General features: G+C 65.4%; 22 protein-coding genes. 11 read left to right on the top strand and 11 right to left on the bottom strand.

What is annotated here, in order from left to right; translation table 11 throughout:
* Nucleotides 1-5: 5 nt before the first annotated feature.
* The 7 genes from C1878_RS11665 to lysA all read right to left on the bottom strand — a co-directional run bounded on the left by C1878_RS11665 (nt 6) and on the right by lysA (nt 6,216).
* Nucleotides 6-827 (bottom strand): J domain-containing protein, encoded by an 822-nt coding sequence (locus C1878_RS11665; protein ID WP_114601797.1) that lies wholly within the window; start codon nt 825-827, stop codon nt 6-8.
* Complete coding sequence (locus tag C1878_RS11660) at nt 820-1,692, bottom strand: DUF5685 family protein (protein ID WP_114601796.1); 873 nt, start codon at nt 1,690-1,692, stop codon at nt 820-822. The genes C1878_RS11665 and C1878_RS11660 overlap by 8 nt, the downstream gene beginning before the upstream one ends.
* A 1-nt stretch (nt 1,693) precedes the next feature.
* A complete protein-coding gene (locus C1878_RS11655) occupies nt 1,694-2,134 on the bottom strand; it encodes a MarR family winged helix-turn-helix transcriptional regulator (protein WP_114601795.1) in 441 nt (146 codons plus the stop codon).
* Nucleotides 2,135-2,142: 8 nt separating this feature from the next.
* The gene (locus C1878_RS11650; RefSeq protein WP_114601794.1) at nt 2,143-2,559 is read right to left on the bottom strand and encodes a zinc ribbon domain-containing protein; all 417 of its coding nucleotides are present in this window, start codon (nt 2,557-2,559) and stop codon (nt 2,143-2,145) included.
* 495 nt (nt 2,560-3,054) lie between these two features.
* Complete coding sequence (locus C1878_RS11645) at nt 3,055-3,282, bottom strand: hypothetical protein (protein WP_114601793.1); 228 nt, start codon at nt 3,280-3,282, stop codon at nt 3,055-3,057.
* 113 nt (nt 3,283-3,395) lie between these two features.
* A complete protein-coding gene (locus C1878_RS11640) occupies nt 3,396-4,679 on the bottom strand; it encodes a homoserine dehydrogenase (RefSeq protein WP_114601792.1) in 1,284 nt (427 codons plus the stop codon).
* A 181-nt stretch (nt 4,680-4,860) separates the two neighbouring features.
* Nucleotides 4,861-6,216, bottom strand: coding sequence for a diaminopimelate decarboxylase (lysA, locus tag C1878_RS11635; RefSeq protein WP_114601791.1), 1,356 nt, complete (start codon nt 6,214-6,216; stop codon nt 4,861-4,863).
* Nucleotides 6,217-6,523: 307 nt separating this feature from the next.
* Between lysA and C1878_RS16990 the strand changes: the two genes are divergently transcribed.
* Nucleotides 6,524-6,655 carry a hypothetical protein gene (locus C1878_RS16990; RefSeq protein ID WP_255417930.1) on the top strand — a complete coding sequence of 44 codons (132 nt, stop codon included), beginning with the start codon at nt 6,524-6,526 and terminating at the stop codon, nt 6,653-6,655.
* A 212-nt stretch (nt 6,656-6,867) separates the two neighbouring features.
* Here the strand turns inward: C1878_RS16990 and C1878_RS11630 are convergent, their stop codons facing one another.
* Nucleotides 6,868-8,856, bottom strand: a complete 1,989-nt coding sequence (locus C1878_RS11630) for a hypothetical protein (protein WP_114601790.1) — start codon at nt 8,854-8,856, stop codon at nt 6,868-6,870.
* A gap of 2 nt (nt 8,857-8,858) precedes the next feature.
* Nucleotides 8,859-10,946, bottom strand: a complete 2,088-nt coding sequence (locus C1878_RS11625) for an RND family transporter (RefSeq protein WP_114601789.1) — start codon at nt 10,944-10,946, stop codon at nt 8,859-8,861.
* 290 nt (nt 10,947-11,236) lie between these two features.
* Between C1878_RS11625 and C1878_RS11620 the strand changes: the two genes are divergently transcribed.
* The 6 genes from C1878_RS11620 (at nt 11,237) to C1878_RS11600 (ending at nt 16,180) form a co-directional block, all read left to right on the top strand.
* The gene (locus C1878_RS11620; RefSeq protein ID WP_114601788.1) at nt 11,237-11,791 is read left to right on the top strand and encodes a TetR/AcrR family transcriptional regulator; all 555 of its coding nucleotides are present in this window, start codon (nt 11,237-11,239) and stop codon (nt 11,789-11,791) included.
* A gap of 191 nt (nt 11,792-11,982) precedes the next feature.
* Nucleotides 11,983-12,378 (top strand): molybdenum cofactor biosynthesis protein MoaE, encoded by a 396-nt coding sequence (locus C1878_RS11615; protein ID WP_114601787.1) that lies wholly within the window; start codon nt 11,983-11,985, stop codon nt 12,376-12,378.
* Nucleotides 12,379-12,706: 328 nt separating this feature from the next.
* Complete coding sequence (locus C1878_RS16925; RefSeq protein ID WP_241963721.1) at nt 12,707-13,489, top strand: hypothetical protein; 783 nt, start codon at nt 12,707-12,709, stop codon at nt 13,487-13,489.
* On the top strand, nt 13,372-13,932 hold the full coding sequence (locus C1878_RS16920; RefSeq protein WP_241963720.1) for a molybdopterin-binding protein: 561 nt from the start codon (nt 13,372-13,374) through the stop codon (nt 13,930-13,932). The genes C1878_RS16925 and C1878_RS16920 overlap by 118 nt, the downstream gene beginning before the upstream one ends.
* Nucleotides 13,933-14,067: 135 nt before the next feature.
* Nucleotides 14,068-14,898, top strand: a complete 831-nt coding sequence (locus C1878_RS11605) for a LytTR family transcriptional regulator DNA-binding domain-containing protein (RefSeq protein WP_241963719.1) — start codon at nt 14,068-14,070, stop codon at nt 14,896-14,898.
* A gap of 340 nt (nt 14,899-15,238) precedes the next feature.
* On the top strand, nt 15,239-16,180 hold the full coding sequence (locus tag C1878_RS11600; RefSeq protein WP_114601786.1) for a hypothetical protein: 942 nt from the start codon (nt 15,239-15,241) through the stop codon (nt 16,178-16,180).
* Nucleotides 16,181-16,220: 40 nt separating this feature from the next.
* Here C1878_RS11600 and C1878_RS11595 read toward each other — a convergent pair whose 3' ends face one another.
* Both C1878_RS11595 and C1878_RS11590 read right to left on the bottom strand, forming a co-directional pair.
* Nucleotides 16,221-18,461, bottom strand: a complete 2,241-nt coding sequence (locus C1878_RS11595; RefSeq protein WP_114601785.1) for a lectin like domain-containing protein — start codon at nt 18,459-18,461, stop codon at nt 16,221-16,223.
* Nucleotides 18,462-18,591: 130 nt separating this feature from the next.
* Nucleotides 18,592-20,835, bottom strand: a complete 2,244-nt coding sequence (locus C1878_RS11590) for a lectin like domain-containing protein (RefSeq protein WP_114601784.1) — start codon at nt 20,833-20,835, stop codon at nt 18,592-18,594.
* Between the two features lie 331 nt (nt 20,836-21,166).
* Here C1878_RS11590 and amaP point away from each other — a divergent pair, with 331 nt between their 5' ends.
* From amaP to C1878_RS11570, 4 genes are all read left to right on the top strand, one after another.
* Nucleotides 21,167-21,790 carry an alkaline shock response membrane anchor protein AmaP gene (gene amaP / locus C1878_RS11585; RefSeq protein ID WP_114601783.1) on the top strand — a complete coding sequence of 208 codons (624 nt, stop codon included), beginning with the start codon at nt 21,167-21,169 and terminating at the stop codon, nt 21,788-21,790.
* 12 nt (nt 21,791-21,802) lie between these two features.
* On the top strand, nt 21,803-22,195 hold the full coding sequence (locus C1878_RS11580; protein ID WP_114601782.1) for a DUF2273 domain-containing protein: 393 nt from the start codon (nt 21,803-21,805) through the stop codon (nt 22,193-22,195).
* Between the two features lie 101 nt (nt 22,196-22,296).
* Nucleotides 22,297-22,815 carry an Asp23/Gls24 family envelope stress response protein gene (locus tag C1878_RS11575; protein ID WP_114601781.1) on the top strand — a complete coding sequence of 173 codons (519 nt, stop codon included), beginning with the start codon at nt 22,297-22,299 and terminating at the stop codon, nt 22,813-22,815.
* A gap of 347 nt (nt 22,816-23,162) precedes the next feature.
* Entirely contained in the window at nt 23,163-24,323 is a 1,161-nt protein-coding gene (locus C1878_RS11570; protein ID WP_114601780.1) for an Mbeg1-like protein, read from the top strand.
* Nucleotides 24,324-24,340: the final 17 nt, after the last annotated feature.

Below are 24,340 nucleotides of genomic sequence, written 5' to 3'. Positions count from 1 at the left end.
CGTTGTTAAAACCCAAAGGGGACGCACATGCGGCAGATCGCCGGGCCGCAGCACCAGATGCCGCAGCAGATGGTCATGGGGTCGATGCCCATGCTGAAGCCGCGCGCCTGGCCTTCCTGCTGGTAGGTTTGCCCCGCCTGCTGGAACTGCCGCTGCGCGCGTTGGTAGTCGGGGTTGTTCGGGTCGAGGCGCACGGCGCGGCGTATCTGCTCCAGCGCCATGAGCGCGTTGCCCGCGCCGTCGTTGGCAAGCGCGCTCAGGTAGTACCAGCGCGCGTTGCGGCCGTCGCTCGTCACGGTGTTCAGCTGGTCGATGGCCTGCTGGAACAAACCGGCGTTGATGGCGTCGATCACGCTGCGAATGATGGGACCGTCGGCCGTCGACGCCTCGGGGTGGATGGGTTCGCGCGTGCCGGGTCCCGCCCCGCCGAAGCCGAACAGGTCGTCGAAGTCGAAGCCGAAGCCGCCCGTCCAACCGTAAGGGCCCTCGGAACCGTAGCCGCCCTGACCGCCTCCGCCGGGGCCGCCGTAGTTCGGCCCCGCGCCGCCGTAACCGGATCCGCCGGCAGCGCCGCCCGGTCCGCCGTAACCCGCAGCGGGCCCGCCGCCGTTGGCCGCTGCGGCGCGACGGTCGCGCGCCTCGTACTTCTCCGGATTCACGATGCGGTCGTACGCCTCGTTGATCTTGTTCATGCGATCGGCCGCAGCCGGATCGTTCGGGTTCAGATCGGGATGGTTCTCGCGCGCCTTCTTGCGGTACGCCTTCTTTACCTCGTCGAGCGAGGCGTCGCGGCTCACGCCCAACACGTCGTAAGGGTTCTCAACCACGGCGCGCCTCCTTGTCTTCCTTCGTTTGCTTTGCCAGCTTCTCTTCCTTCGCGCGGTACTTCTGCCACACGCCGGCGTACAGCACGCTGCGCAGCACGCGCGCATCCCGTTCGAGCGGCAACCTCTCGAACGCCGCAGCGGCGTCGGCCGCCAGCAGCTCCAAATCCTCGCGCACGTCCTGCGGCTGCGCGTCCAAGGCGACGAGCGGGTTGTAGTTGCCCGACGCGCGGTCGTCGTCCATGTCCAGCGCCGCGTCCATCACGTACACGAGCTTGCCCAGCTTCGCACCCAAACTGCGCAAACCGTCGGCCCAGAAGTCGTCGCGGTAGGCGAACACCTCGCCCAGCAACGCGCCGAACCGGTTGGCCGCCGCATCGGGGGGAGGCGCTTCGTCCGCGCTTTCCGCCGCAGCGGCCGCCTGCTCGAGCCGACCGATGTCGGCCAAGCCCTCCTCGATTGCCGCGCAAGCGTGCGGATGACGCTCTCGCACGGCGCGGTACGACTTCCCCAGCAACCCGGCGTAAGCGCGCGCCCACCCGCTGCGGTCGTCGCGCCAATCGTCGAGGCACTTGTGGTACACCAGCGCCACCGTCATGTCGGCCGCGTAGTCGACGCACTCCGAGCAAAGGTATCCGTGGGGACGCAGCGGATGCGGAGCGCAGCGCTTGCATCCCTGCCGCTCGTCCGGCTCGTACAGCGAGCCCAGCAGCAGCGCCAGAAACGTCATGTCGTAGGTGAGCGCCACCCGGCAGCGCTGCCCGCAGCGCTCGCCCAACGCACGGCACACCCCGCAGTACGCGGCATGGTAGCGCTCGCGCTCCTCCTGCGACAGATCCTCCATGCGGGGCATCACGTAGCCGAACATGCTAGCGCCCCAATTTCGAGGAAAAGGCGCTGAGGGCGCGCATTCCGGCAAGGATGGTCTCGAACGTTTCCGGCGGCTCCTGCTCGAACGCATCGCCGTAGCGGCGCCTGACGTCCGCGTCGATGCGTTCGAGCAAGGCGCGGCCCTCGTCGGTGGCGCGCAGCTCGTAGGCGCGGCGGTCGTGCGGGCTGCGCCGCCGCTCCACCAGCCCCCGTTCCTCAAGTTTGCGGAACACGCTGGAGAAATTCGTGCGCAAGATGCCGGCGCGTTCGCTCAGCTGGGTCGACGTCTGCCCCGGCATGCCCACCAGCTCCAGCAGCACGTGCATCTGCTGCAGCGTCACGCCGTGTTGCTGGCACACAGGAGCAACCGTGTCGTGCATCAGCTTCTGCATGTTGCAGGTCACGACGAAGAACTCGCGCCTGAAGTCGTCGATGTCCACAGGCACCCTTACGATTTCTTCGTGGTCTCGGCCTTGCACTTCGGACACACCACGCGCAGCGTGCCTTTGCCGCGCGGCACGGACAGCACGGTGCCGCAGCCCTTGCACTTGAAGTAGCGCGTGGTGCTGCGGTTCGTCCACGCTTTGCGTTTCAGCGCGAACCAGCGCTTGGGCTTCTCGACGGCATGCTCGAAGGCTTCGTTCTCTTTCGAACGCGCCGAAATGTTCTTCGAAAAGCTGCGAATCACCGCCACCAGCAAAAACACCAGCGCCAGCCACGACAGCAAATCGAGTCCGGGAATGATGGAAGCGAGGATGAGGATGATGCCCACGCCCATGAGGAAGTTCGACAACCCGTCGACGCCGTTGCGCCCTTGCATCCACGCGGCCATCTTCCACTGCAAACGCTCAAGAAAACCTCTCACGACGAACCTTTCCGTTTCCCCGCCCCGCCCGGTTTTCGGGCGACGAAAGGCGAAAAAATGTATTTAGTTATAAAATAAGACTATCGTGATGGTTTTCCGACGTCGCCACCCAATCAAGACCTTACCGCCACAAGACGGCCACAGCTTCTCGACGCCGAGCACACGAAGCGCGCGATACGATCGCATGCGCCGACGCCTCCCACCGGACCGTGTTGCGGAATCCGGATCTCCATGTTAAACCACCGTGGATATGTGCCCGGCGGTTTAACATGGAGATCCGGCTTTTGTGGCCGTTCTTGACAGTTATTCGTCGCCGCACGGCATCGCAAGGACACTCGGCGGCACCTTGATCAGAGTTTTCCCTGGTCGCGAGATTATCAGAAATCGAAAAGCGTTGTAAGGGTCGATAGAACGACGTAATTCCGGCGTTTTTGACCACGAAAAGGGAAACCCGCGACACAACGCGACCCGCGACCCCCCCCCCGGTGACGGCCGTTATTCCGCAGCGACGCCGTCGCGCTTCTTCTGCAGCTGCTCGCGGCGGTTCATGCAGATGGACACCACGCCGCCGGCGGGATTCAGGTACATGCTCTTGTAGCCGCAATTTCCGTAACCGCTGCATGAACGACACTTGATATCTTCGATGGCGAAGCCGTCGAGAACCTCGTCGGTCAAGACGCGCAAGCCGCGTGCCGCTTTCGGTATGCTTTTGATCTCAACCATGGAAACCTCTCTGCCAATGCGAACTTACCATGCGCCAGTATAACGCAGCGCCCTTCCCGCGCCGAGGCTCGTCTCGGCGAGCGAGTCTCGCGGCGGAAAGGGCGCCGAGGGTGCTAGTCTTCCACGCGGATGACGCTGGGCTCCTCGCGCAGCACGTCGTCGAGCTTCGCGATGTCGGCAAGCACGGCGCGCACGCTCTTCTCGCGTGCGGTGTGGGTGACGTACGTGATGTCGACCGTGTTGCCGTCCTTCTTGCCGCGCTGGATGACCGAGTGCACGCTGACGTTGTGGTCGGCGAACACGCCGGCCATGGCCGCCAGCACGCCGGAACGGTCGGCCACGGCGAAACGGATGTAGTACTTCGTCTTCAGCTCCTCCATGGGCACGAGCGGCAGCTCGTCGGTGCAGGTGCAGCCCACGAACGGCGCTATGCCCGCCTGCAGGTGGCGCGCCACTTCCAGTACGTCGCCCATGACGGCGCTGGCGGCCGGGCCCGAGCCCGCGCCCTCGCCGAAGAACATGGTCTCGCCCACGGCGTCGCCCACCACGTAGATGGCGTTGTACACGCCGTTCACGGTGGCCAGCTGGTGGTTCAGCGGCAGCATGGTGGGATGCACGCGCACATCGATGCCCTCTTCGGTGCGGTGGGCGTGGGCCAGCAGCTTCACGCAGTAGCCCATGTCCTTCGCAATCTCCAAGTCGAGCGGCGTGATGTTGCGGATGCCCTCGGCATGAACGTCGCCCAAAGTCACACGCGAGTTGAAGGCGATGGAGGCCAGGATGGCGATCTTGGCCGCCGCGTCCAAGCCGTCCACGTCGGCGGTGGGGTCGGCCTCGGCGAACCCGCGCGCCTGCGCCTCGGCCAGCACGTCGGCGTAGGGCATGTCGTCCTCGGCCATGCGGGTGAGCATGTAGTTCGTCGTGCCGTTCACGATGCCCATGACCGAATCGATGCGGTTCGCGATGAGCGAGTGCTTCATCGGGTCGATGATGGGGATGCCGCCGCCCACGCTGGCCTCGAACGCGATCTCCTTGCCCGCCTCGGCCGCCGCGCCCATGACCTCTTCGCCGTACGTGGCCATGAGCGCCTTGTTGGCCGTGACCACGTTCTTGCCGGCGCGCAGGGCACCCAGCACCACGTCGCGCGCCACGGTGGTGCCGCCTATGAGCTCGATGACGATGTCGACGTCCGGGTCGTTCAGAATGTCCTGGTAATCCTGCGTGAAGATGTCCTCAACGCCGTGCTCGAGGGCTTGCTCGGGGTTGCGCGAGCACACGCGCACCAGCTCCACGTCGATGCCGTAATGGCGCTTGAACTCCTCACGATGGTTCTTCAGGATGTCGATGCATCCGCCGCCGACCGTCCCCGTGCCGACGAGCCCCAGTTTTACCGCCATGTTCGTTTCTCCTCATCTCGTAGGTCAGTCAAAGTCAGCGAGAAGCGCCGAGGTGCCCGAGATCGCCCGTTTCGCGGCCGAGCGTACTTTCGCACGTGAGGGCAAGCGAAAAAGGGGCGAGATCGGGTGCATCGGCGCTTCGCAGCGTCGAGCCGTTCCGCCGTTCGGCAGAACGGCGGAACTACACGTCTCGTGCCATCAGGTCCGCGTACGTCTCCCGACGCGTGGTCACGCGCGCTTCGCCGTCCTTCACGAACACGATGGCGGGGCGCGGTTGGCCGTTGTAGTTGCTGGCCATAGTGTAGCAGTACGCGCCCGTGCCGAACACGGCCACGATGTCGCCCAGGTCGGGATGCTGCAGCGGCATGTCGATGACCACGGCGTCGCCGCTCTCGCAGTGCTTGCCGGCGATGGTCACGATCTCCGTGCGCGGCTGGCCGGCCTTGTTGGCGACGACGGGCTCGTAGTTCGCGTGGTAGAGCGCCGTGCGGATGTTGTCGGACATGCCGCCGTCCACGGCCACGTACTTGCGGATGCCGGGCAGCGTTTTCAGAATGCCCACGGTGTAGAGCGTCAAGCCGGCGGTGGCCACGATGCTGCGACCGGGCTCGGTGAGCAGGCGCGGCTCCTTCACGCCGTGCTTCGCGCACGCCTCGCGCACCGATGAGGTGACGATCTCGGCGAACTGGTCGATAGAGGCCGGTTCGTCTTCGGCCGCATAGGCGATGCCCACGCCGCCGCCCACGTCGAACTCCTCGATCTCCCAGCCGTAGGCTTCCTTGATACGGGCCATGAGCTCCACCATGATCTCCACGGCCTCGGGGTAGGAGTGCAGCGCGAATATCTGCGAACCTATGTGGCAATGCAGGCCCGCCAGCCGCACGTTCGGCGCCGCGAGCACGTCCTTCACGCAGTTGAACGCCCAGTCGTCGCGCATGTTGAAACCGAACTTGCTGTCCTCGCAGCCGGTGCGGATGTACTCGTGCGTGTCGGCCTCCACGCCCGGCGTGATGCGCATGTAGATGGCCTGTTCAATCCCCAGCTCGCCGGCGATTTCGGAGATGCGCGCCAACTCGATGCGACTGTCGATGACGATGCGGCCCACGCCCGCGCTTATGGCCTCGCGCAATTCCAGCGGCGTCTTGTTGTTGCCGTGCACCACCACGCGATCCATGGGAAAGCCCGCCGCCTGCGCCACGGCCAGCTCGCCGCCGCCCGACACGTCCAGGCAAAGGCCCTCTTCGTTCACGATGCGCGCCATCTCCTTGTTGAGAAACGCCTTGCTGGCGAACGCGATGTCGGAGTTGGGGTAGCGGCTGCGGAACGCCTCACGGTAGGTTGCCATGCGATGGCGCAGGTCGGCCTCGTCCATGACGTAGAGGGCCGTGCCCATCTCGTGCGCCAACTCCACCATATCGACGCCGCCCACGTACAGGTGGTCGTCCTTCACCTCGGCCGTCATGGGCAGCACCGCGCCCAGGTCCATGGTCGTGCGGTTGTCGGGTTGCTTGCTCGTGTCTGCTGCAGGAAGGGACATGCGGCATCCTTTCGTGTCCACCTTGGGTTTTGCCCAGTCTAGCATTGCCGCGCAAGGGGCGGTTTTCAGGCAGGTTAAAAAGAGGAATATTACACGGCGAACAGCACGGATGCAGCCTCGCGGAACCCCGTCGCAAGAACCGGCGAAACCCTGCACGAACCTTGCAAAAATCTTGCATATTTCAAACTAATTTTCGCCATCTGATCAGGTAAAATACGGTATTTTCAAAACTCTTTTCAAAGCGTACAATCGAAGTCGTGTCGGCATGGTCCGGACGCGGGCGGCGCTTCGGAAGGAGCGGATGCCTATGAGCCTTGAAACGGCCCTTGAAATCCTGTATGCCACCGCAGCCGTTTGCACGGTTGCCGAGTTCGCACTCGAAGCGCGGAGAACATGCAAGGACTATAAGCGAAAGGATGGCGTGGACAAAAAGAAGTAGGGCCAGCCCTAGCCGACTGACCCTGCAACATAAACCGCGCCGCCCGTGAGCAGGACGGGCTTTGCTGGCACACAGTATACCATCCCCGGAAGGCCGCTTTCAACGCTCTCCAGCCGCCCTCCACACGCTTGTCGGGGGACGTCGTTCCCGTAGGTTCTTCCATTCCCGAGTCTCGCCAAAGCTCCGTAGACGCGGGCCTTCCGCGCACGTCTCTACGAAAGCCCGAACAGCGCCAGCAGGCGGTCCCAGATACCCTGTTCGGGCTCCTCGACGACCGGTTCTTCCTGCGTCGGTGCCTCGATGGGGTCGGTGGACATAACGAACTGCACGAGCGTCACGCCGGTGTTCTTCGAGCTGGCGAAGCTGACCGGCTTGAAGTCGCTCTTGTCGTAGCTAGCCATCATGGCGTCGATCTCCTGCTGCACCTTGTCAGGCATGCCCTGCACTTCCTGGTAGAGCGCGCCCGTGCCGCTGGCCAGCTGCTGAGCACCGGAGGATAGCTCGGTCGCGCCCGAGGCGAGCTGGCCCGCGCCCGAGGCCGCCTGGTTGGCACCGGAAGCGAAAGCGGACGTGCCGGAGGCGAGGGAACCGGCACCGCCGGCAAGTTCGGAAGCACCGGAAGCGAGGGCGGTCGCGCCGCCAAGGAGGCTTTCGGCGTTGTCGGTCGAGCCGACGCCCGAAGCCGCACCCGCAAGCGACTGGGAAGATGCTCCGTATCCCGCATTTGTCGCATTGATGGCGACAAGGTTCGTAAGCGCCGTTTCAAGATTCGCCTGAGCCGCTATAACCGAAGCGTCACCCATCGCGGCAAGCGATGCAACGGACATGGCTGCCTGTATTGCGCTCTCGCGATCCATCGTTTGAATATTCTTTTCATACTCGTCCGTGTAAACCGGCGTGTAGGCCCCGATAAACGCCAACGTGTACCGCATGGAAGCGCTCGCGTAGGCGTTTTGCGCCGCATCCGCGGCATCTTGGTCAACCTTCCCGATCATCTCGGCAGCCTGCGCGGAAAGTTCGTTTTGGTATATCGTCAATCCGTTCGCAAGCCCGCTCGCACCCGACGCCACTCCCTGCGCGCCCGAAGCGACGCCGCCCGCTCCGCTCGCCAGCTCGCCGGCACCCGAGGCCAGGCCGTTCACGCCGCTGGCCACCTGCCCCACGCCCGAGGCCAGGCTGCCGGCACCGCTGGCAACGCCGTCGGCACCCGTCTTGAGCTGGCCCACGCCGTCGCCCAGCTGGCGGAACCCGGACACAAGCTCTGTCGTGTCGGGCGTCTCGATGCCCATGGAGAACGGCACGGCCGCGAAGCTGACGCCCGCGAACGAGAAGTCGCTCACCTGCGCCTCAACCTTGAACGTGCCGTCCTTGCCCGGCATGCCGGTGAACGTGACCTGCGTGTTCGAGCCGGCCAGGGCGATCTGCCCGTCCTCGGTGGCCACGTCCTTGGCTTGGTCGGACGCGAACGGCACGGTGATCTGCAGCAGGTAGTTGTCGAAGAACGCCGGATCGACCGACGCGTTCTTCTTCGTGGTGATGGCGATGCCCAACGTGCCGCTCTTGCCGCTCAAGTCGGCCGCGTCGACGCGCTTGCCGTCCAGCTCGTAGACGATCGACACGTCCCACGGAAGCGCCGCCGCGCCCAGGTCGCCCTGGTAGCTCAGCGAGTCGCCGGACACGTCCACCGTCACGGCATCGCCGTTCTGCTGGATGCCGCTCGCGTCCGTGAGGTTCTGCACGGCGCTGTACGAGCCGAAGTCCGTCACCGACCCCGCCGCGGTCGGTTTGAGCACGTTCACCACGTACACGTTGTCGACGGCGCCCCCTGCGGAGAGCCGCGCGTACACCACCTCTTCCTTCGGCGTCGCGTTCACCGTCGCCCCCGATGCCGCGCCGGAGGCCGCCCCGCCCGCACCCTGCGAGCCGGAGCCCTCGGCCGCCAGCGCAGGCACCGACGCGAACGACCCGCCGCACAGATAGAGGGTCAACGTCCCCGCCAGAACGAGCGAGAACGCCGCGCCCAGGCGCGCATGCGCCGTCCGCGCGCAGCGCGCCGAGCGCGGTGTGCGCGCTTCCTCGCCTACCTGCGAAGATCCGCACCCGCAGGCGTTATCCCAATCGCACGCACCTCGCGCCGGACCGGCGGCCCCGCCGCCAAGCCCTCCGCGCACCGTCGTTTTCATCTTTTCCAGAAGCCTCATTTTCAAGCCTCCTTTTCCGTATCGACATGCCGGTCCTCCATGAGGAAGCCCGCGCGCCACGTGGTCTTCGCGATGAGTTTGTCGAACAGGAGCAGCGCGGCCGGCAAGAACGTGACCACGAGGAAGAACGAGAGCAGCGTGCCGCGCGCCAGCAACACGCCGAGCAGCGACACGATGTTGTTGGTGGACGTGAGCCACAGCACGATGCCCGCCGAGGTGAGGATGCTCGCCGACACCAGGATGCTCTGGAACGAGGTGCCCAGCGTGCGCGCCAGCGCCGGGCGCGCGGGCATGGTGCGGCGATGCTTGCGGTACGTGTCGGTGAACAGGATGGCGTAGTCCACCGTGGCGCCCAGCTGCACGGTGTTGATAACCAGGAATCCCAGGTAGTTCAGCGAGTCTCCCGTGAAATACGGCACGGCCAGGTTGATGAAGATGGCCGACTCGATGGTGGCGATGAGGATGACGGGCAGCGTGGCCGACTTGAACGTCAGCACCAGCACCAGCAGGATGGCAGCGATGGCTATGAGGTTCGTGGTCTGGTTGTCCTCGGTCACCACGCCGCGCATGTCGTAGAGGCTGGCCGCCATGCCGGCGGTGAGGCCCTCGTCGCCGTACAGGTCGTGCACCGCGTCGCGCACCTGCTCCACCACGGCGAAGGCCGCTTGGCCCTCCGACTCCGTGTCGGCGTACACCACGATGCGCGCGTCGTTCTCCGAGTAGAACTGCTCTGCCACGGCGGGGTCCAGAAAGCCGGTGGGCACCTGCGACCCCACGGCCGTGGGATACGACAGCACGGACGTGACGTGCGGGATCTGCTCCAGCCGTTCGGCCAGCTCCAGCTCGCGGCCCATGTCGCCCTTCGGCACCAGCACCACGGCCGGCGTGGACTGGCCGAACGCGTCGTTGATGGCCTCGGTGTCGCGCGCCACGCGCGTCTGGCTGCCTTCGGTGGAGCCCATGCCGTAGGTGAACGAGGTGTTCGCCTGCGCCAGAAAGCACGGCACGATCAGCAGCAGCACCAGCGCGAACACGGGAATGCGCAGCGGCGCCAAAACCTTGCCCACGCCTTTGAACGCAGGCAGGAAACGGCGGTGCTTCGTCTTATCGATGAGCTTGTAGGCCACCAGCGTGAACGCCGGAAGGAACACCACCACGCACAAGAACGAGAACACGATGCCCTTGCACAGCGTGATGCCCAGATCGGCGCCGATGCGGAACTGCATGAACCCGAGCGCCGCGAAGCCGAACATGGTGGTGGCGGCCGAGGCGGCGATGGCCGAGAAGCTCTGCTTCATGGCGTTGCGCATGGCCCGCACGGCGTCGGGCTCGTCCTCGCGCGCCCGCTGGAACGCGTGCAGCAGGAAGATGGCGTAGTCCAGCGACACGGCCAGCTGCAGGATGGGCGCGATGGTGAACGCGATGTAGGACACCTCGCCCATGAAGATGTTCGTGCCCATGTTCAGCAGCACCGACACGCCGATGGCCAGCAGGAAGAACACGGGCTCGATCCACGAGGTGGTGGACAGGATGAGGATGAGCAGGATAAGCGGCACCAGAATGGCGAACGCGTTGGCCACCTCGCCGCCGGCCATGGCCTCCGACTCGGCCGTGTTCACGGCCTGACCGGTGGCGCTGCCGCCGTCGCCCACGATGTCGTAGATGGCTTGGAGCGCCTCGGTCTCCTCGCCTTCGGCCACCGTCACGTCGAACAGCGCGTGACCGTCGCGGTAGTACTGTTCCACCGTGGAGGCATCGAGCATCTCGAGCGGCGTTCCCAGGTCGACCATGTCGTCGAGCCACAGAACGCCCTCGACGCCCGACGCGTTCGCAAGCCGCTGCTTGTACGCCAGCGCCTGCTCCACGTCCACGTCGTTCACCATAACGCGCGCGTTGGGCACCGAGGCGTCGAATTCGGCGCCCATCTCGTCGAGCGCCCGCGTGGACTCCGTGGACTCGGGCAGGTAGGAGGTCAGATCGTAGTTGATGGGAACGAACAACGCCGCGACGCCGGACAGCAGGGCAAGCGCCAGCGCCGCTCCCACGATGGGCGCGCGATGCTTCGTCACGAACGCGCTGAACCGTTCCACGGAACGCCTTTCTGTCGCGGTTGCAACGCGGTGCGCTCGAATCGTCCTTCGAAGGCGGCCGATGCGCTCCCTGAGAAAAGAGCGCGAGGCCGGTATGGTGCGAGGCGGCAACACCGTGTTGATTATCTTTCGCTAATACTGTTATATTGCATTATGCTGAATCTTCAACCGATGATCTTCCCCGATATGTCGGCAAACCGACATTTTCATCGTCGGTGTCGGACGTTGACGAAAATTGCGCGCACAAAGCGAGTGAAAGCGCGCGACAGGCAGGCGAAAGGCGGGCGACCATGAAGCAAGACCATCGGGTGCGGCTGACGAAGCTGCTGCTGCGCGAAGGCTTTCTCGACCTGCTCTTGGAGAAGCCCGTGTCGAAGATCACCGTGAAGGAGCTGTGCGAGAAGGCCGACGTCAACCGCGCCACGTTCTACGCCCACTACCGAGACATCTTCGACCTGCACGAGGAGATAGAGCGCGACCTGGCGCACACCATCATGCGCTCGCTGAGCACTACGCTGCCCGGCAAGTCGCTCAGCGCGTTCAGCAACGAGATATGCCGTATCATCGTGGACAACGAGCGGTCGTGCCAAGCCATCTTCGGCGAGCACGGCGATCCCGAGTTCCCGCTGCGCGTGGTGGAAACGCTGCGCGAGAGCAGCGTCGCCCTGTGGCGCCAGCAGCGACCCGAGCTATCGGAGGCCGAACTCGACCGACTCTACACGTTCATGGCGAACGGCTGCCTCGCGGTGGTGCGCTCGTGGGTGCGAAGCGACATGGCCGACAGCCCCGAGGACATCGCCCGCTTCATCGAGAAGATGACCGACAGCGGTCTGGCCGCGCTGTAGCTCTTTCGCGCGGCCGCAAACGGCCGTCCACGCCTCGTGCGTCAACCGGAAAACACCTGGCCCCCGTCTCCGCAGCCGCGCCCTGGCCTCAACCGCATCGGCCCATCCCCTTATTCCTATAGGATTGCTATAGTTTGATCGATTCTCATGCCGTATAATGGGTCAATCGGAAAAACGAAGAGAGGGGCACCATGGCACAGCAAGAACCGTCCATCGACCAGTGGCTCAAAGAGGCCAAGCAGGATCCGCAGGCCGCCCAATGCGGCATGTTCCTCGCCCACAACGGCATCGTGCGCATCACGCCGAAGAAGCAGGTGCGCGAAGGCGTGGAGGGCCTGGGCGAAGTGGCGCAGGTCGAGTTCTCCTACGACGCCGAGGGCGTTGCGGCGGCGGAGAAGGAAGCGCTCACGTGGCCCGGCGTGTACTACGTGCGCACGTGGCTGAACGAGGGCGTCCTGGGCGTGGGCGATTCCATCATGTACGTGCTCATCGGCGCGGACATCCGCCCGAACTGCATCGACGCGCTGCAGAAGCTCGTGGGCAAGATCAAGAACGACCTGGTGGTGGAGAAGGAGATCTACGCGTAAGCGGCGAATCAGCCGACCGCATCGGGTTCGCCGGCTGCCAGAGCTTGCCGGACGTTCCGCCGGCGATTCCAAGCTCGTCGGCCGCACCGGGTCGCCGGCCGAATCGGGTTCGCCAATCGAATAACGAACGGATATTTCACGTGAAACATATGCGAAAAGATGCGCTTAGGCGCATTTTTTCGTGCGCGCGATCGCGAATCGATCCCGTTTCCGTAAGTCGTTTTTTTATCCCCCATTATTGGAGTGGCGGCAAAATATCCTGGTATTTAAATATTTCTTCCATACTATAATAATGTCCAACGCAGCCGTTCAACCAGGGAGATGGAACATGGGAGAGAAGATCATGCACGGGTTTCCGTCGCGAGAGGAGGCGCTTGCGGACTTCTTCGCCGCATGGGAGCCTTCTCCGACGGCAACCGCCACGGAGCTCGTGAGCTTGGACGAGGCAGTGGGACGCGTGACGGCGCGCGATCTCGTGTCGGAGAACACGCTTCCGGTGGTGCGCGCCTCGTCGTGCGACGGCATCGCCGTGAAGTCGGCGGCGTTCGCGAACGGGCTGCCGGACACGGGCACCTGGCGTCTCGGCGAGGACTACGTGCGCGCGGACACCGGCGACGACTTCCCCGACGACTACGACGCCGTCGTCATGATCGAGAAGGCCGCCCTACAGCCGGACGGCTCGGTCGTGCTCGACGACGACGTGCAGGTGGCCCCCGGCACGAACGTGCGCCCCGCCGGCAGCACCATCAAGGAAGGCACGCCGCTCATGAAAGCGGGCCTGCCCATCCGTCCCACCGACCTGGCCGCTCTCGCCATGGGCGGCGCGACGTTGGTGCCCGTGCGGCGCAAGCCGCGCGTGGCGTTCATCCCCACCGGCAGCGAGCTGGTTCCCGCCGGCATCAAACCTCGCCGCGGGCAGAACGTCGACACGAACAGCCTCATGGTGAAGCATATGCTGCTGGAGTCGGTGCCGAGCCCATCGTCTTCCCCATCGTGCACGACGACGAGGCCGCGCTCGAGCAGGCGTTCGCCGAAGCGCTGGCCGTGGCGGACGCGGTGGTCGTCAACGGCGGATCGGCCGTGGGCGAGGAAGACTTCAACGTGCGCATGATAGAGCGACGCGGCAAGGTGGTCCACCATTACATCGCCGCCGTGCCGGGACGCCCGCTCATGCTGGCCGTGGCCGACGGCAAGCCCGTCGTCGACCTGCCCGGCCCCACGCTGGCCGCCTACTACGGCACGCAATGGTGCCTGCAGGCCGTGGTCGCGCGCTTCCTGGGCGTGCCCGTACGCGCCATTCCCACGGTGAAGGCTCGCGCGGCGGCCGAGGTGGGAGGCCCACCGCAGATGGCGAACATCGCCCGCGTGAACCTGGTGCGCGACGAGGACAGCCCCACCGGCTACACGGCGGATTTCCTCAACTTCAAGGCGGGAGACATGGCCGCCTGCATGGCCAGCAACGCCCAGCGCGTCTCCCCTATCGGCGAGCGCGGCTTCGAGGCCGGCGCCCTCGTGGACGTGGACCTGCTGCGCGGGGAGGAGCTCGTCGACTGAGCGGCGGAGAGCCGTCCCCCTCCGCCCTCTTTACGCCGTACAACGACTTCTATTCCGCTTTGCCCGCTGCGGCGTTATCCTAGTCGTGCCGCAAAAGCAAGCCGTCACGGCAACAAGGTACGCGAAAGGACGTTCGTGCACAAGGAAACGACCCAACCGTCGAAATCCGACGATGCTCGCCTGCGGGAGCGCATCGTCATCGAGCTGTCGCGCCAATCGGCCTACAAGCACTTCGTCGAGCGCGACATGGACGCGGCCATGGTCCACATGGCCGACGACGTCGTATGGCTCGGCCCGTTCTCCCTCCAAACGGCGTCGAACCTCGAGGACATGAAGGAAATCCTCCGCGTCGAGTACGACACGAGGCTGGCCCTCGCAGACGAGCAGTGGAGCGCCAAGCACCGCGGCGGCGTATGGATCGCGAGCGCGGTCTACACCGTGCTGGTCAAATCGCACGACGGCAAGCGCAACCTGCCGTTCACGCAGCACGCCACCTACGTGTGGGCGCCCACGCCTGCGGGGCCGCGCATCGTTCACCTGCACGTGTCGAACACGACGGACGCCAACGAGGCGTTCCCGCAGCTGGGCGAGGACGAGAACGCCCTCAACTACCTGCTCGACCACTTCGAGACGCTGAGCGCCTCCGAAAGCAAGCTTGATTTCCGCGACATCGAAGGGAAGATGCACTTCCTCCATCCCGACGAGATCTGCTGCGTGATGGCGGAGGGCCCGCGCTGTCGGGTCGTGCACTCCCAGGGAGACTTCCTCATGCGCACGTCCATGGCCGAGCTCGAGCAGAAGTTCGCCGATCGCGGCTTTCTGCGCACGCATCGCAGCTGCCTGGCGAACATGAGCCGAGCCAGAGAAGTCGCGCGGTTCCAATTGACGCTCGACGACGGCACGACCTGCCCCGTGGCCGAGAAGCGCTACCGCGACGTGAAGCTGTTCGTCGAAGCGTCCGCCTAACACCCCGCCCCGCGACGCGATCGGTCGGAATGTCCTGAAAGGGGACCGGCACCTTTTAGGACATTCCGCATGCCGCACCGACCGCAGGCCGTCCGCCCCCGTTGCCCGAGGGCGCGCCTCCTTCGTACCGCAAAAGAAGGCGTTCGTTTCGCCCCGTCCCTCATCAGGTGCTCCATCGCATCTGTCGAGCGCGTCACCGTCGTATACTGCGCAGCAGAATACCCACATCGCGCCGCACGCGAAGTGCGTGCCGGCAAAGCCCGTCTCGCGGACTCCACGTACGCGCAGCAGGTTTCGCCGGGCTGCGACTTCGGCGGCGCCCTTCGAGAAAGGACGCGCCATGGCCAACCTCCCACGCACCGGAACGCAGAAAGCGCTGCGCATCACCTCCATCGTCATGATCGTTTTCGGAGTTCTCTTGATGATCTCGGCCGCTCTCATCATCGCGGCCGGCGCGTCGGCCGGCTCGCTCGGCATCGACGAATCGCTGAACGTGGGCGGCACCGACACCACGGCGGGCCTCGTCACCATCGTCGTGGGATCCATCGTCCTTGTGCTGGGCCTCGTCGAAATCGTCGTGGCCGTGCTCGGGCTGCGCGGGGCCAAAGACGCGAGCAAGATCGGGCCCTACCGGGCGCTCAGCTGGACCATCTCCATCGTGCTCCTCGCGATGTTCGTTTACACCTGGGCCAACCACGGAACCGTCTTCAGCGATCCCTTCCTGCTCATAGGAGACATCATCTACCTGGTTTTCTGCACGACGTTGGCCGACCAGGTGAAAAAGGAGCGCGACCTGGGCATCGTGGGCGAGGCCAAGCCGGAGGGCGAACGCTCGGGCAGCCAGAAGGCTCTGCGCGTCATCGTCATCGTGCTTATCGTGTTCGCCGTCGCCACCTTGCTTGCGAGCGCCGCGATGCTGGCGCTGTCGGTGTTCTCCCTGGCCAACGGCATCGACACCACGGTCGACCTGAACGGTCAGCCCGTATCGGGTATCGTGCTCATGATCTCGTTCGCCATCGTGCTCGTAGTCAGCGCGGTCGTCGACCTTGTCGTGGGCATCTTCGGACTGCGCGGGGCTTCCAACCCGCAGAAGATCAAGCCGTTTTTCGTGCTGTGCATCATCGGCCTGGTGCTCGACGTCGCCAGCGTTGGTTGGAGCATCGCGCAAGGAACCTTCGCCTCCACCGGTTCGAGCGACCTGGTGGAACTGCTGATCATCGGAGCATGCACCTGGCTTTCCTACGACATCATGCGCAATCGGCCCGCCCTCGACGCACAATAGCAGCTCTTGCAGCTCGGGCGCCGCGCCCGCCCGAGCTGCGCTACCCCTCCCGTCGGCGGCGCGCCGCAAAAGCCGCAGCCGCGACGGAGGCCAGCGCCCCCAACGCCAGCACCGCAACCGCGCCTGCGACCGGCATCGCGTCATCGCCCGTTCTGGAAAGCGGCTTCGCCTGCGCGTTCCCGAAGTCCACGCGCTCGGGTTCGAATCCCCCGGGCCGCTGAGGATCATCGCCCGGCGAAGGATCGACGGGCCCGGGACCGATCGGCTTCGGCGCCGGGTTCGGATCGTCGTCGGTGAACGCCTTGATCATGGCGTTGCCGTAGTGCACGAGCGCGCTGCCGCCCTGCGCCTCGGTCACGGCGTCCTCGTACTCGGCCGGCGTGAACCATTCCTCGCCGTCGGTGGTGAGGTACGTCTCGCCGGCGTTCGCCACGGCCCGGCCCACCATGGCTTCGGAGCTTATCTGGGCGATAAGCTCGCCGTCCAAGCAGCGCTCGAGGTTCAAGTATCCGCCCGGCGCGCCGTCGGCCGTAATGGTCCGAACGCTCTCCACCACGGCGAAGCGCTGGCCCTCCGCAAGCTGAACCGGCTGGTCCAACGCTATCTCATGATAGCCGGCATGGTCGAACGCGGCGCTTTGCATAGGTGCCGCCAGCTTGCCGTCGGTGGGATGCTCGTCGTCGGCGTCCAGCAGGTACACCGACACGTCCGCCGTCTCGCCTCGGGCGAACGTGCGCGCCGACACCGCGCGCAGCACCTCGTCGCCCTGCGCGGTGAACACGTTGGCGAAAAGCACGGCGTCGCCTTCCACCGCATCTTGCGTGGGTGCGCCGGCTATCCCCAGGTAATCGTATTGGTAGCGATGCTGGTAGTCGGTGATCGGTGAGACCTCGTAAGCGTAGGGGGACGAGATGCTGCGGTCGTAGTACGACAGCCAGAAGAACCCGGTGTGGTTGCCGTCTGCGTCTTCAAGGCCCCAGTGCTTCTTGTCGCCCGGATAGCCTCTGGCGTCGAAGAACGCGTCCGACCCCCAGCTGTTCTTCACGAGCCACGCGCCGTCGCCTTCGGGCTGGCCGCTCACCGTGCCGGTGAAGTTCGCAGCCGGATAGTCGTCGTCCCAGCCCACGATGGTCACCCCGTGGTCGGACTTCAGATCGACGCCGTTGTACTGGCACCAGTTGTCGTAGGAGAAGTGCTCTCCGCTGCCGCCTTGCACGATGGAGCCGCTTCCCGGCTTGGACTGGTCGGCCATGTAGGTGATGGACACGCCGCCCACGTCCATGAGGACCTGCTTGATGGCCTCGGTCGCGTTCTCGTCGTAGCCCAGGTACTCGGTCTTCGAGACGCCGTCCACCACGGTGGTGGACGTTTTGGCCGGGCTGGGAAGAGCCATCGAGCCGCTGACCTTGACCTCGGCCAGCGCGCGCAGCGAAGCGTCGACCGACCAGTCCTGCAGGCGCGCGTCGGCGGAGCCGGCAATAGGCTCTTCGGGCACGCTGCCGTCGGGGTTCGCCACCATGTTCCACCAGGGCAGGTCGCCGTTTTGCGGGTCGGGAACGTAAGGCGCGCCGCTTGCCGTGAGATATGTGTAGGGAACGTCGCTTTCGGCGGCCACGGACAAGCCGGAGGTGAACTCCGTCTCCGCGTTCCACGGTGCGGCGCCCGCCATCTGCGTGCCGAGCGTCGTCTTCTGGCGGATCATGCCCTCGCCCGCCTGGACGCCGGCAAGCGCCTCGATCTGGCGCTCGTGCGCGAACCAGGCAAGCGCGCGCTCGGAGTAGTCGACCGCATCCGTCAGGCCGCTTATCCGGGGTTCCACGCTTCCGGGATCGCTCCAGAACACGCTGCCGTCGGCGCTGGGGGCTTGCGTCTTCAACGCCGACGACTCCAGCGCCGAAATGGCGGCGAAAGCCCAGCACGAGCCCCAGGGGTTCTGGAATTTCACGCTGGTGACCTGCCCGAGGTTCGTCAGATAATAGCGCGTCGGCACCAGAGCGTTCGCGAGCGGGGCGGGATGGACCGCGTTGCCGTCGGCGAGCTGCTGCGCATAGCGAGCCAACGCCAGATTGGGATCTTCTCCCGTCGCCGCTGCCGTCCTCAGAACGGCGACGACGTCCTCGTTCGCATCGGCCGCCGCTTGGGCCGCTGACTTCAAGCCCGCATCGTCCCGATCGTCCGCCCAAGCGGGCTTCGCGCCCGGAATCGACGCGAGCGACCACACCAGCAGAAGCGAAAGCGCGGCGCGCAGAAACGCCGGCCCCTTTGGTTTCGTTGCAGCCATGCGGCCTCCGTTGTCAAAGGAAAAGATACTTCCTTTCCATTGTAGAAGGCTGAAACCATCGGCAAGAAAACAGTCCGGTTACGATTCGCATAAGCCGTCAAGTTGCCGTGCGGGCATCGCCGAAAATCCCTCACGCCCGTCGGCGGCGCATCGCAAAGGCCGCGAGCGCGACGGAGGCCAGCGCCCCCAGCGCCAGCGCCGCGGCCGCGCCTGCGGCCGGCACCGCGGCATCGCCCGTCCTGGAAAGCGGCTTCGCCTGCGCGTTCCCGAAGTCCACGCGCTCAGGCTCGAATCCCCCTGGCTGCTGCGGACCGTCGCCCGGCGAAGGATCCACGGGGACGACGGGGTCGACCGGTTTCGGCGCGGGGTTCGGATCGTCGTCGGTGAACGCCTTGATCATGGCGTTGCCGTAGTGGTACAACGCCTCGCCGCCCAGCGCCTCGGTTGTTGCCTTCTCGAGCTCGGCCGGCGTGAACCAGTGCTTGCCGTCGCTGGTGATGTACGTCTCTCCATCGTTGGCCACCACCTTCGTCGAACCGTGGCCCGAGCCGAGCAGCGAATCGTCGAGCGTCGTCTCGATGGGGAGGTAGGCGCCTGCCTTCAACTCGCCGGTTACCGGATCGGCATAGGTCGTCGGCTCGTTCTCCGTCACGACGAACCGCTGCCCCTGGGCGAGCTTCACCGGCTCGGAAAGGTGGACGGTGTGATATCCGCCGAAGGGGAACACCTCTTCCTGTTCCGCCACCAGCGTGCCGCCTCCCGGCCAAACATCGCCTTCGCCCAGCACGTACACCTTGATGTTCACCGTGGCGTTCTTCGCGAACGTGCGGGCCGACACGGCGCGCAGCAGCTCGTCGCCCTGCGCGGTGAACACGTTCGCCACCTCCGTTTCGGGCGACGTCGCCTTGAGCAACGCGGGGAGCTGTTGTCTCGTCGCCACGTAGTCGTACTGGTAGTTGCGGGCGAAGTCCTCGTCGGCCTTGGCCACCTCGTAGGCGGTGGCGGACGTGATGGTGTGGTCGTAGTACGACAGCCAGAAGAACCCGGTGTGGTTGCCGTTCTCGTCTTCTAGACCCCACTTCAAGTCGTCCTGGGAGTATCCCGCAGCGGTGAAGAAGTCGTTCGACCCCCAGCTGTTCTTAACGAGCCAGGCTCCGTTTCCCGGAGGCAGGGCCGTCTGCTTCGTGCCCTTGAAGTTCGCCGCCGGGTAATCGTCGTTCCAGCCGACGACGGTCACTTCGTGGTTGGAGCTCACAGCCGTGCGGTCGTCGTACTGGCACCATTCCTCGTAGTTGAAGTACTCGCCGACGGGAGGATACGTGCCGTCGGGATTGATGTCGGACGGGTGCGATCCTGGAGAAAAGTAGGCTATGTCGACCGCCCCCACCTCCACGAGCGCCTGCTTGATGGCCTCCGTCGCGCTCTCGTCGTAACCGTCGTAGATGGAGGGACCTGCGTCGCCCAGCGTCGTCTTTGCCGGCACGGGAAGGCTGCGCACGCCCTGCACCTTCACGACGTCGCCCATGCGCACGCTGTCGTCGAGCGACCAGTCTTTGTTGCGCGCGTCGGTCGCATCCGAGGGATCGGGCTCCTCGCTGTTGTTGCGGTCGAAGTGCCACCACGGCGTGTCGCCCTTCGTCGCATCGGGGTGGTAGAAGCCGTCTTCGGTGCGGTACGTGTAGGGAGCGTCGGCCTCCCAAGCCGCTCCCTGCCATGCCGTGAACTGCGCCTCGGCGAGCTCGGTGAAACCGCCTCCGAGCTGCGTGCCGTTCGTCATCGTGCCGTCGGCCGCGACGGGCCTGCCGGTACCCTCGCCCGCTTGCGAGCCGCCGCTCTCCTGCGTCTGCGGCTGGTGGGCGAACCATGCCACGGTATGCTCGGACAAATCGATCGCGTTCGTCAGGTTGGACAGCTGCGGCTGCACTTCGGCTTCGTTCCAGAACACGCTGTCGCTCCCGCCGGCCCCCTGAGCCTTCAACCACGCCGACTCGAGGGCCGACACGGCGCCGAACGCCCAGCACGTGCCCCAGGGGTGCTGGAGCTTCACGCTGGTGACCTGCCCTAGGTTCGTCAAGTAGTACTGCGACGGCAGCACCTCGTTCGCCAGCGGAGCGATGCCGCCCTCGTCGCGGTTGTACGCCTGCCGCAGATACCCGTTCAGGGCATCGACCGGATCGATCCCTTCGGCGACGGCCTGCCGCACGACGGCCTCGATTCCATCGCTGCTATCGACCAGGCTCCCGGCGAGCTCGGCCGCCCCGTTCGACTCGGCCGCCCAAGCACGCCCCGGCGCCCATGACGCCAGCGACGCCGCCAGCAGCAGCGCCAAGAGCATGCGCCCGGCAGCGCGCGTTTTCAACAACGTCCGTTCCACGGCAGACCCCTTCCTCGAATCTTCGCTAAGATCCAATTGTACGAAGGCGCGCCGCCGCCCTTGCGCAAAGTTCGTCCCAAGCGGTACGAACACCGTCTCATGCGAAACGAACGCGTCGGCATCGAAAACGTCCTGAAAGGGGGCTGTCCCTTTTCAGGTCGAAAAGACGCCCTCTTTGGAGAGCGCGCAAACCCTACGGCCCGGCAATCGCCCGGCCGCAAGTCCGTACAACCGCTTACCTCCGCCGCCTCTTTCTCCTAGAGTAGTCGCACTCCATCCGACAGCGCGCCGCGAGAACGCGAAGCGCGCACGAGAAAGAAAGGCGGCATACATGGGAAAGTTCAAACGCTTCTGCATGATCGTGTTCGTCATAGCTGCCGTGCTGGGCATCGGCGTGCTCGCAGCTTTATGGTTCGCGTGGGAACCGCTGTTCCCCGCCATCGCATGGCTCGTGTCCATGCCCTGGTTCTTCGTCGTCGAGGCCGTATTGCTGGGCATCACGGCAGTGGGCCTTTTGGTGGTGCTCATCCGAGCTCTCACCGCACCGGGTCGCAACTCCCAGCTTGAGCTGGAGCGCGACAACGGCAGCATCGCCATCACGCAGAACGCCATCCAGTCCACGGTGAAGCACGTGGTGGAGGCGCACCACGGCCTCTCGGTCAACAACGTGAAGGTGGACATCACGCACAAGCACGACCCGCGCATGTCCATCCACGCGAAGATCGACCCCGGCCGCAACGCCGAGTTGGGCGAGCTGGGCGCGAAGCTGCAGGACGAGATCGCCGCGACGCTCGAGGCGTTCACCGGATATCCGGTCGACTCCGTGCGCATCACGTTCGCCGGCGACGCCGACGTGGTCACGCCCGCGTTCACCCAGCAAGCAACCAAGTACACGAACGACACGAGCCGCCAGCACCAGACCCAGCCGGTGCCGGCCCACGCCGTTGGCAAGTAAGGAGGTGCAGGCATGACACAATCGGCTATGAAGATGAACATGGGATCATCCGGCGCCTCGCGATCGGCGAACGCATCGAAATCGCACGACCGAAAGGCCGACGCCCCCCGTCCCGCCGACACGCCGTCCGACGTCATTGCGAACGCCGCGTCCCAGACGAAGGGCGACCGCGGCGTGTACGCCAGTATGAAGCGCGCCATGGCCCCCTATGTGGAGAACCACAGCCATGCGGTGCTGTACGGCATCATCGGCTTCGTCGCGGCGGCGCTCATCCTCATCGCGGGCTTCTGGCCCACGGTGCTGCTGGCCGTGTTCGCCGCCGTCGGCGTCGTAGTGGGCAAGTACCGCGACGGCGACCGCGCCACGCGCGAGCGCATGCGGCACTTCCTCGACCGCGTAAACTAGCGACCCCGTTCGACCGAGCCTCGCGCCCGCAAGCGGGAGCGAGGCGAGGCCGCACGTCACGCACCCCTCCGCAAGAGAAACCCCGAAGAAAGGACACGATCATGACCCAAGCAACTATGGAAAAGCCCGTTACCGCCTCCTCCAGCACGAGTTCTTACGATCCGTACGCGTCGATGGGCACCACCGACTCCGTTTCCAGCGAGTCCAGCGCTCCCGCCGAGCCCCAGTACAAGCTCGTCATCGACGAGAACGTAGTGGAGAAGATCTCCTCCAAGTCCGCCCAGAAGATCGACGGCATCATCGACATGAAGGGCAACCTGCTCTCCCGCGTGCAGGAGGGCCTGGGCGGCGCCGACAAGACGAAGGGCGTCGACGCCGACGTGGTTGACGAGCAGAACGCCAAGGTCGACCTCGACATCATCCTGGAATACGGCAAGTCCGCCGTGGACGTATTCGACCAGATCAAAGACGTTATCGGCAAGGACATCAAGGACATGACGGGCCTGAACGTCATCGAGATGACCGTCAACGTGGTCGACGTCATGACCCCCGACGAGTACGCCGACAAGAACGGCTCCGACAACGACGACGGGCAGAGCGGGTCCTCGAACAACCAGTAGGGACTCCCGCGCGTCGCGTGAGCCGCGCGCGTCCCGTCCGCGTGCGGCGAAGGCCCGCTTTCCCTCCGGGGAAGGCGGGCCTTGTGCTGTCTTGCGCGGAAGCGCCCTCGTCGCCGAGCGCATGTGCACGAGCGCCTCAGGGTGGGGGCTGCACGCTCAAGCCCCTCTCCCCCTCCGTTCGGCGCGCATTGTCGGGCGAAAAACACGGTTTTGCCGCCGAAACCGTGTTTTTCGCCCGACAGTATCAGCAAAGCGGCATATTCGCGAACCGGGCCTGCACCCGCAAGCTGCAAGCCGCAACGGGTACAATGGAAGGGAAACCGCTATCCGTGCGAGAGGACGCTTGCATGAACCTGCTCGACTATCTGGCCACCGAGTTCGCCTCGTTCGACGAGAAGCCGTTCAACCCGGTGGATTCGGCCGTGCTCTCCCAGTTCTGCATGGTGCGCGCCGAGGGCGTGGTGCCGGCGTTGCGCGAACGCAAATCGTTCCTCGACCTGGGCACCGTGGTGGAGAACCTGCTGTCGCCCGCACGGGGTGCCGTGCGCTTCGTCGACGCGCTGCGCGCCGAGCTGTACCCCGCCATGTTCACCGGCCTTGCGCCCGAGCGGGTGAAGAAGAACCTGCTGGCGCTGGCGGCCAGCCCGCGTTTCCGCGATGTGCGCGTGCGCGACTACCTGAGCCTGTTCGACACCGAGCGGCAGACCCAGTTCGCCGCCATGACGTTCGTCTATCGCAAGGAATTCGCCTACGTGGGCTTCCGCGGCACGGACACGTCGCTCACCGGCTGGCGCGAGAACTTCAACATGGCCTACACCTCCCCCGTGCCCGCGCAGGAGCAGGCCGCGCGCTACCTGCAGGCCGTCGCGTCGCGAGCGACGAAGCGCCTATTGGTGGGCGGCCATTCGAAGGGCGGGAACCTGGCCGTGTACGCCGCGCTCAAGTCCGCCTCCTCCGTGCAGGACCGCATAGAGCGCGTGTACAGCCACGACGGCCCCGGGTTCAAGGCCGGCACCTTCCAACCCGGCGATTGGACGGCGCTCGAGGGCCGCATCCACCGCACCGTTCCGCAGGACTCGCTCATCGGCATGCTCATGGAATCGCACGCGACGCCGCGCGTGGTGAAGAGCACCGCCAAGGGCATCGACCAGCACAGCGTGTTCACCTGGGAGGTGGCCGGCGACGATTTCGTCTACCTGGACTCCTTGACCGACGGCGCGCAGTTCACCGACGCCGTGCTCACCGAGTGGCTGTCCGGGTTCAGCGACGAGGAGGCGGCCGTGGTGGTGGACGCGTTCTTCGAAGCCGTGGAAGCCTCGGGCGCGCAAGACGCCTCCGACCTGTTGAGCGGCGGCGCGAAGGCCATCTCGCGCGTGGCGGAGGCCGCCAAGCGCGCGAACCCCGCCACGCGCGCCACGCTGCTCGCGGCCCTCAAACCCCTCACCGAGATCACCGCGCGGCACCTCACCCAAGGCGTGGCGAGCCGATTGCCCGGCTCTCGATCCTAACCGTCGGGCTCGATCGC

It is taken from the genome of Gordonibacter sp. 28C, assembly GCF_003339845.1.
GTDB lineage: Bacteria > Actinomycetota > Coriobacteriia > Coriobacteriales > Eggerthellaceae > Gordonibacter.
The sequence above is the reverse complement of the archived record's forward strand: the minus strand, read 5'-3'. Positions and strand labels throughout refer to the sequence as shown.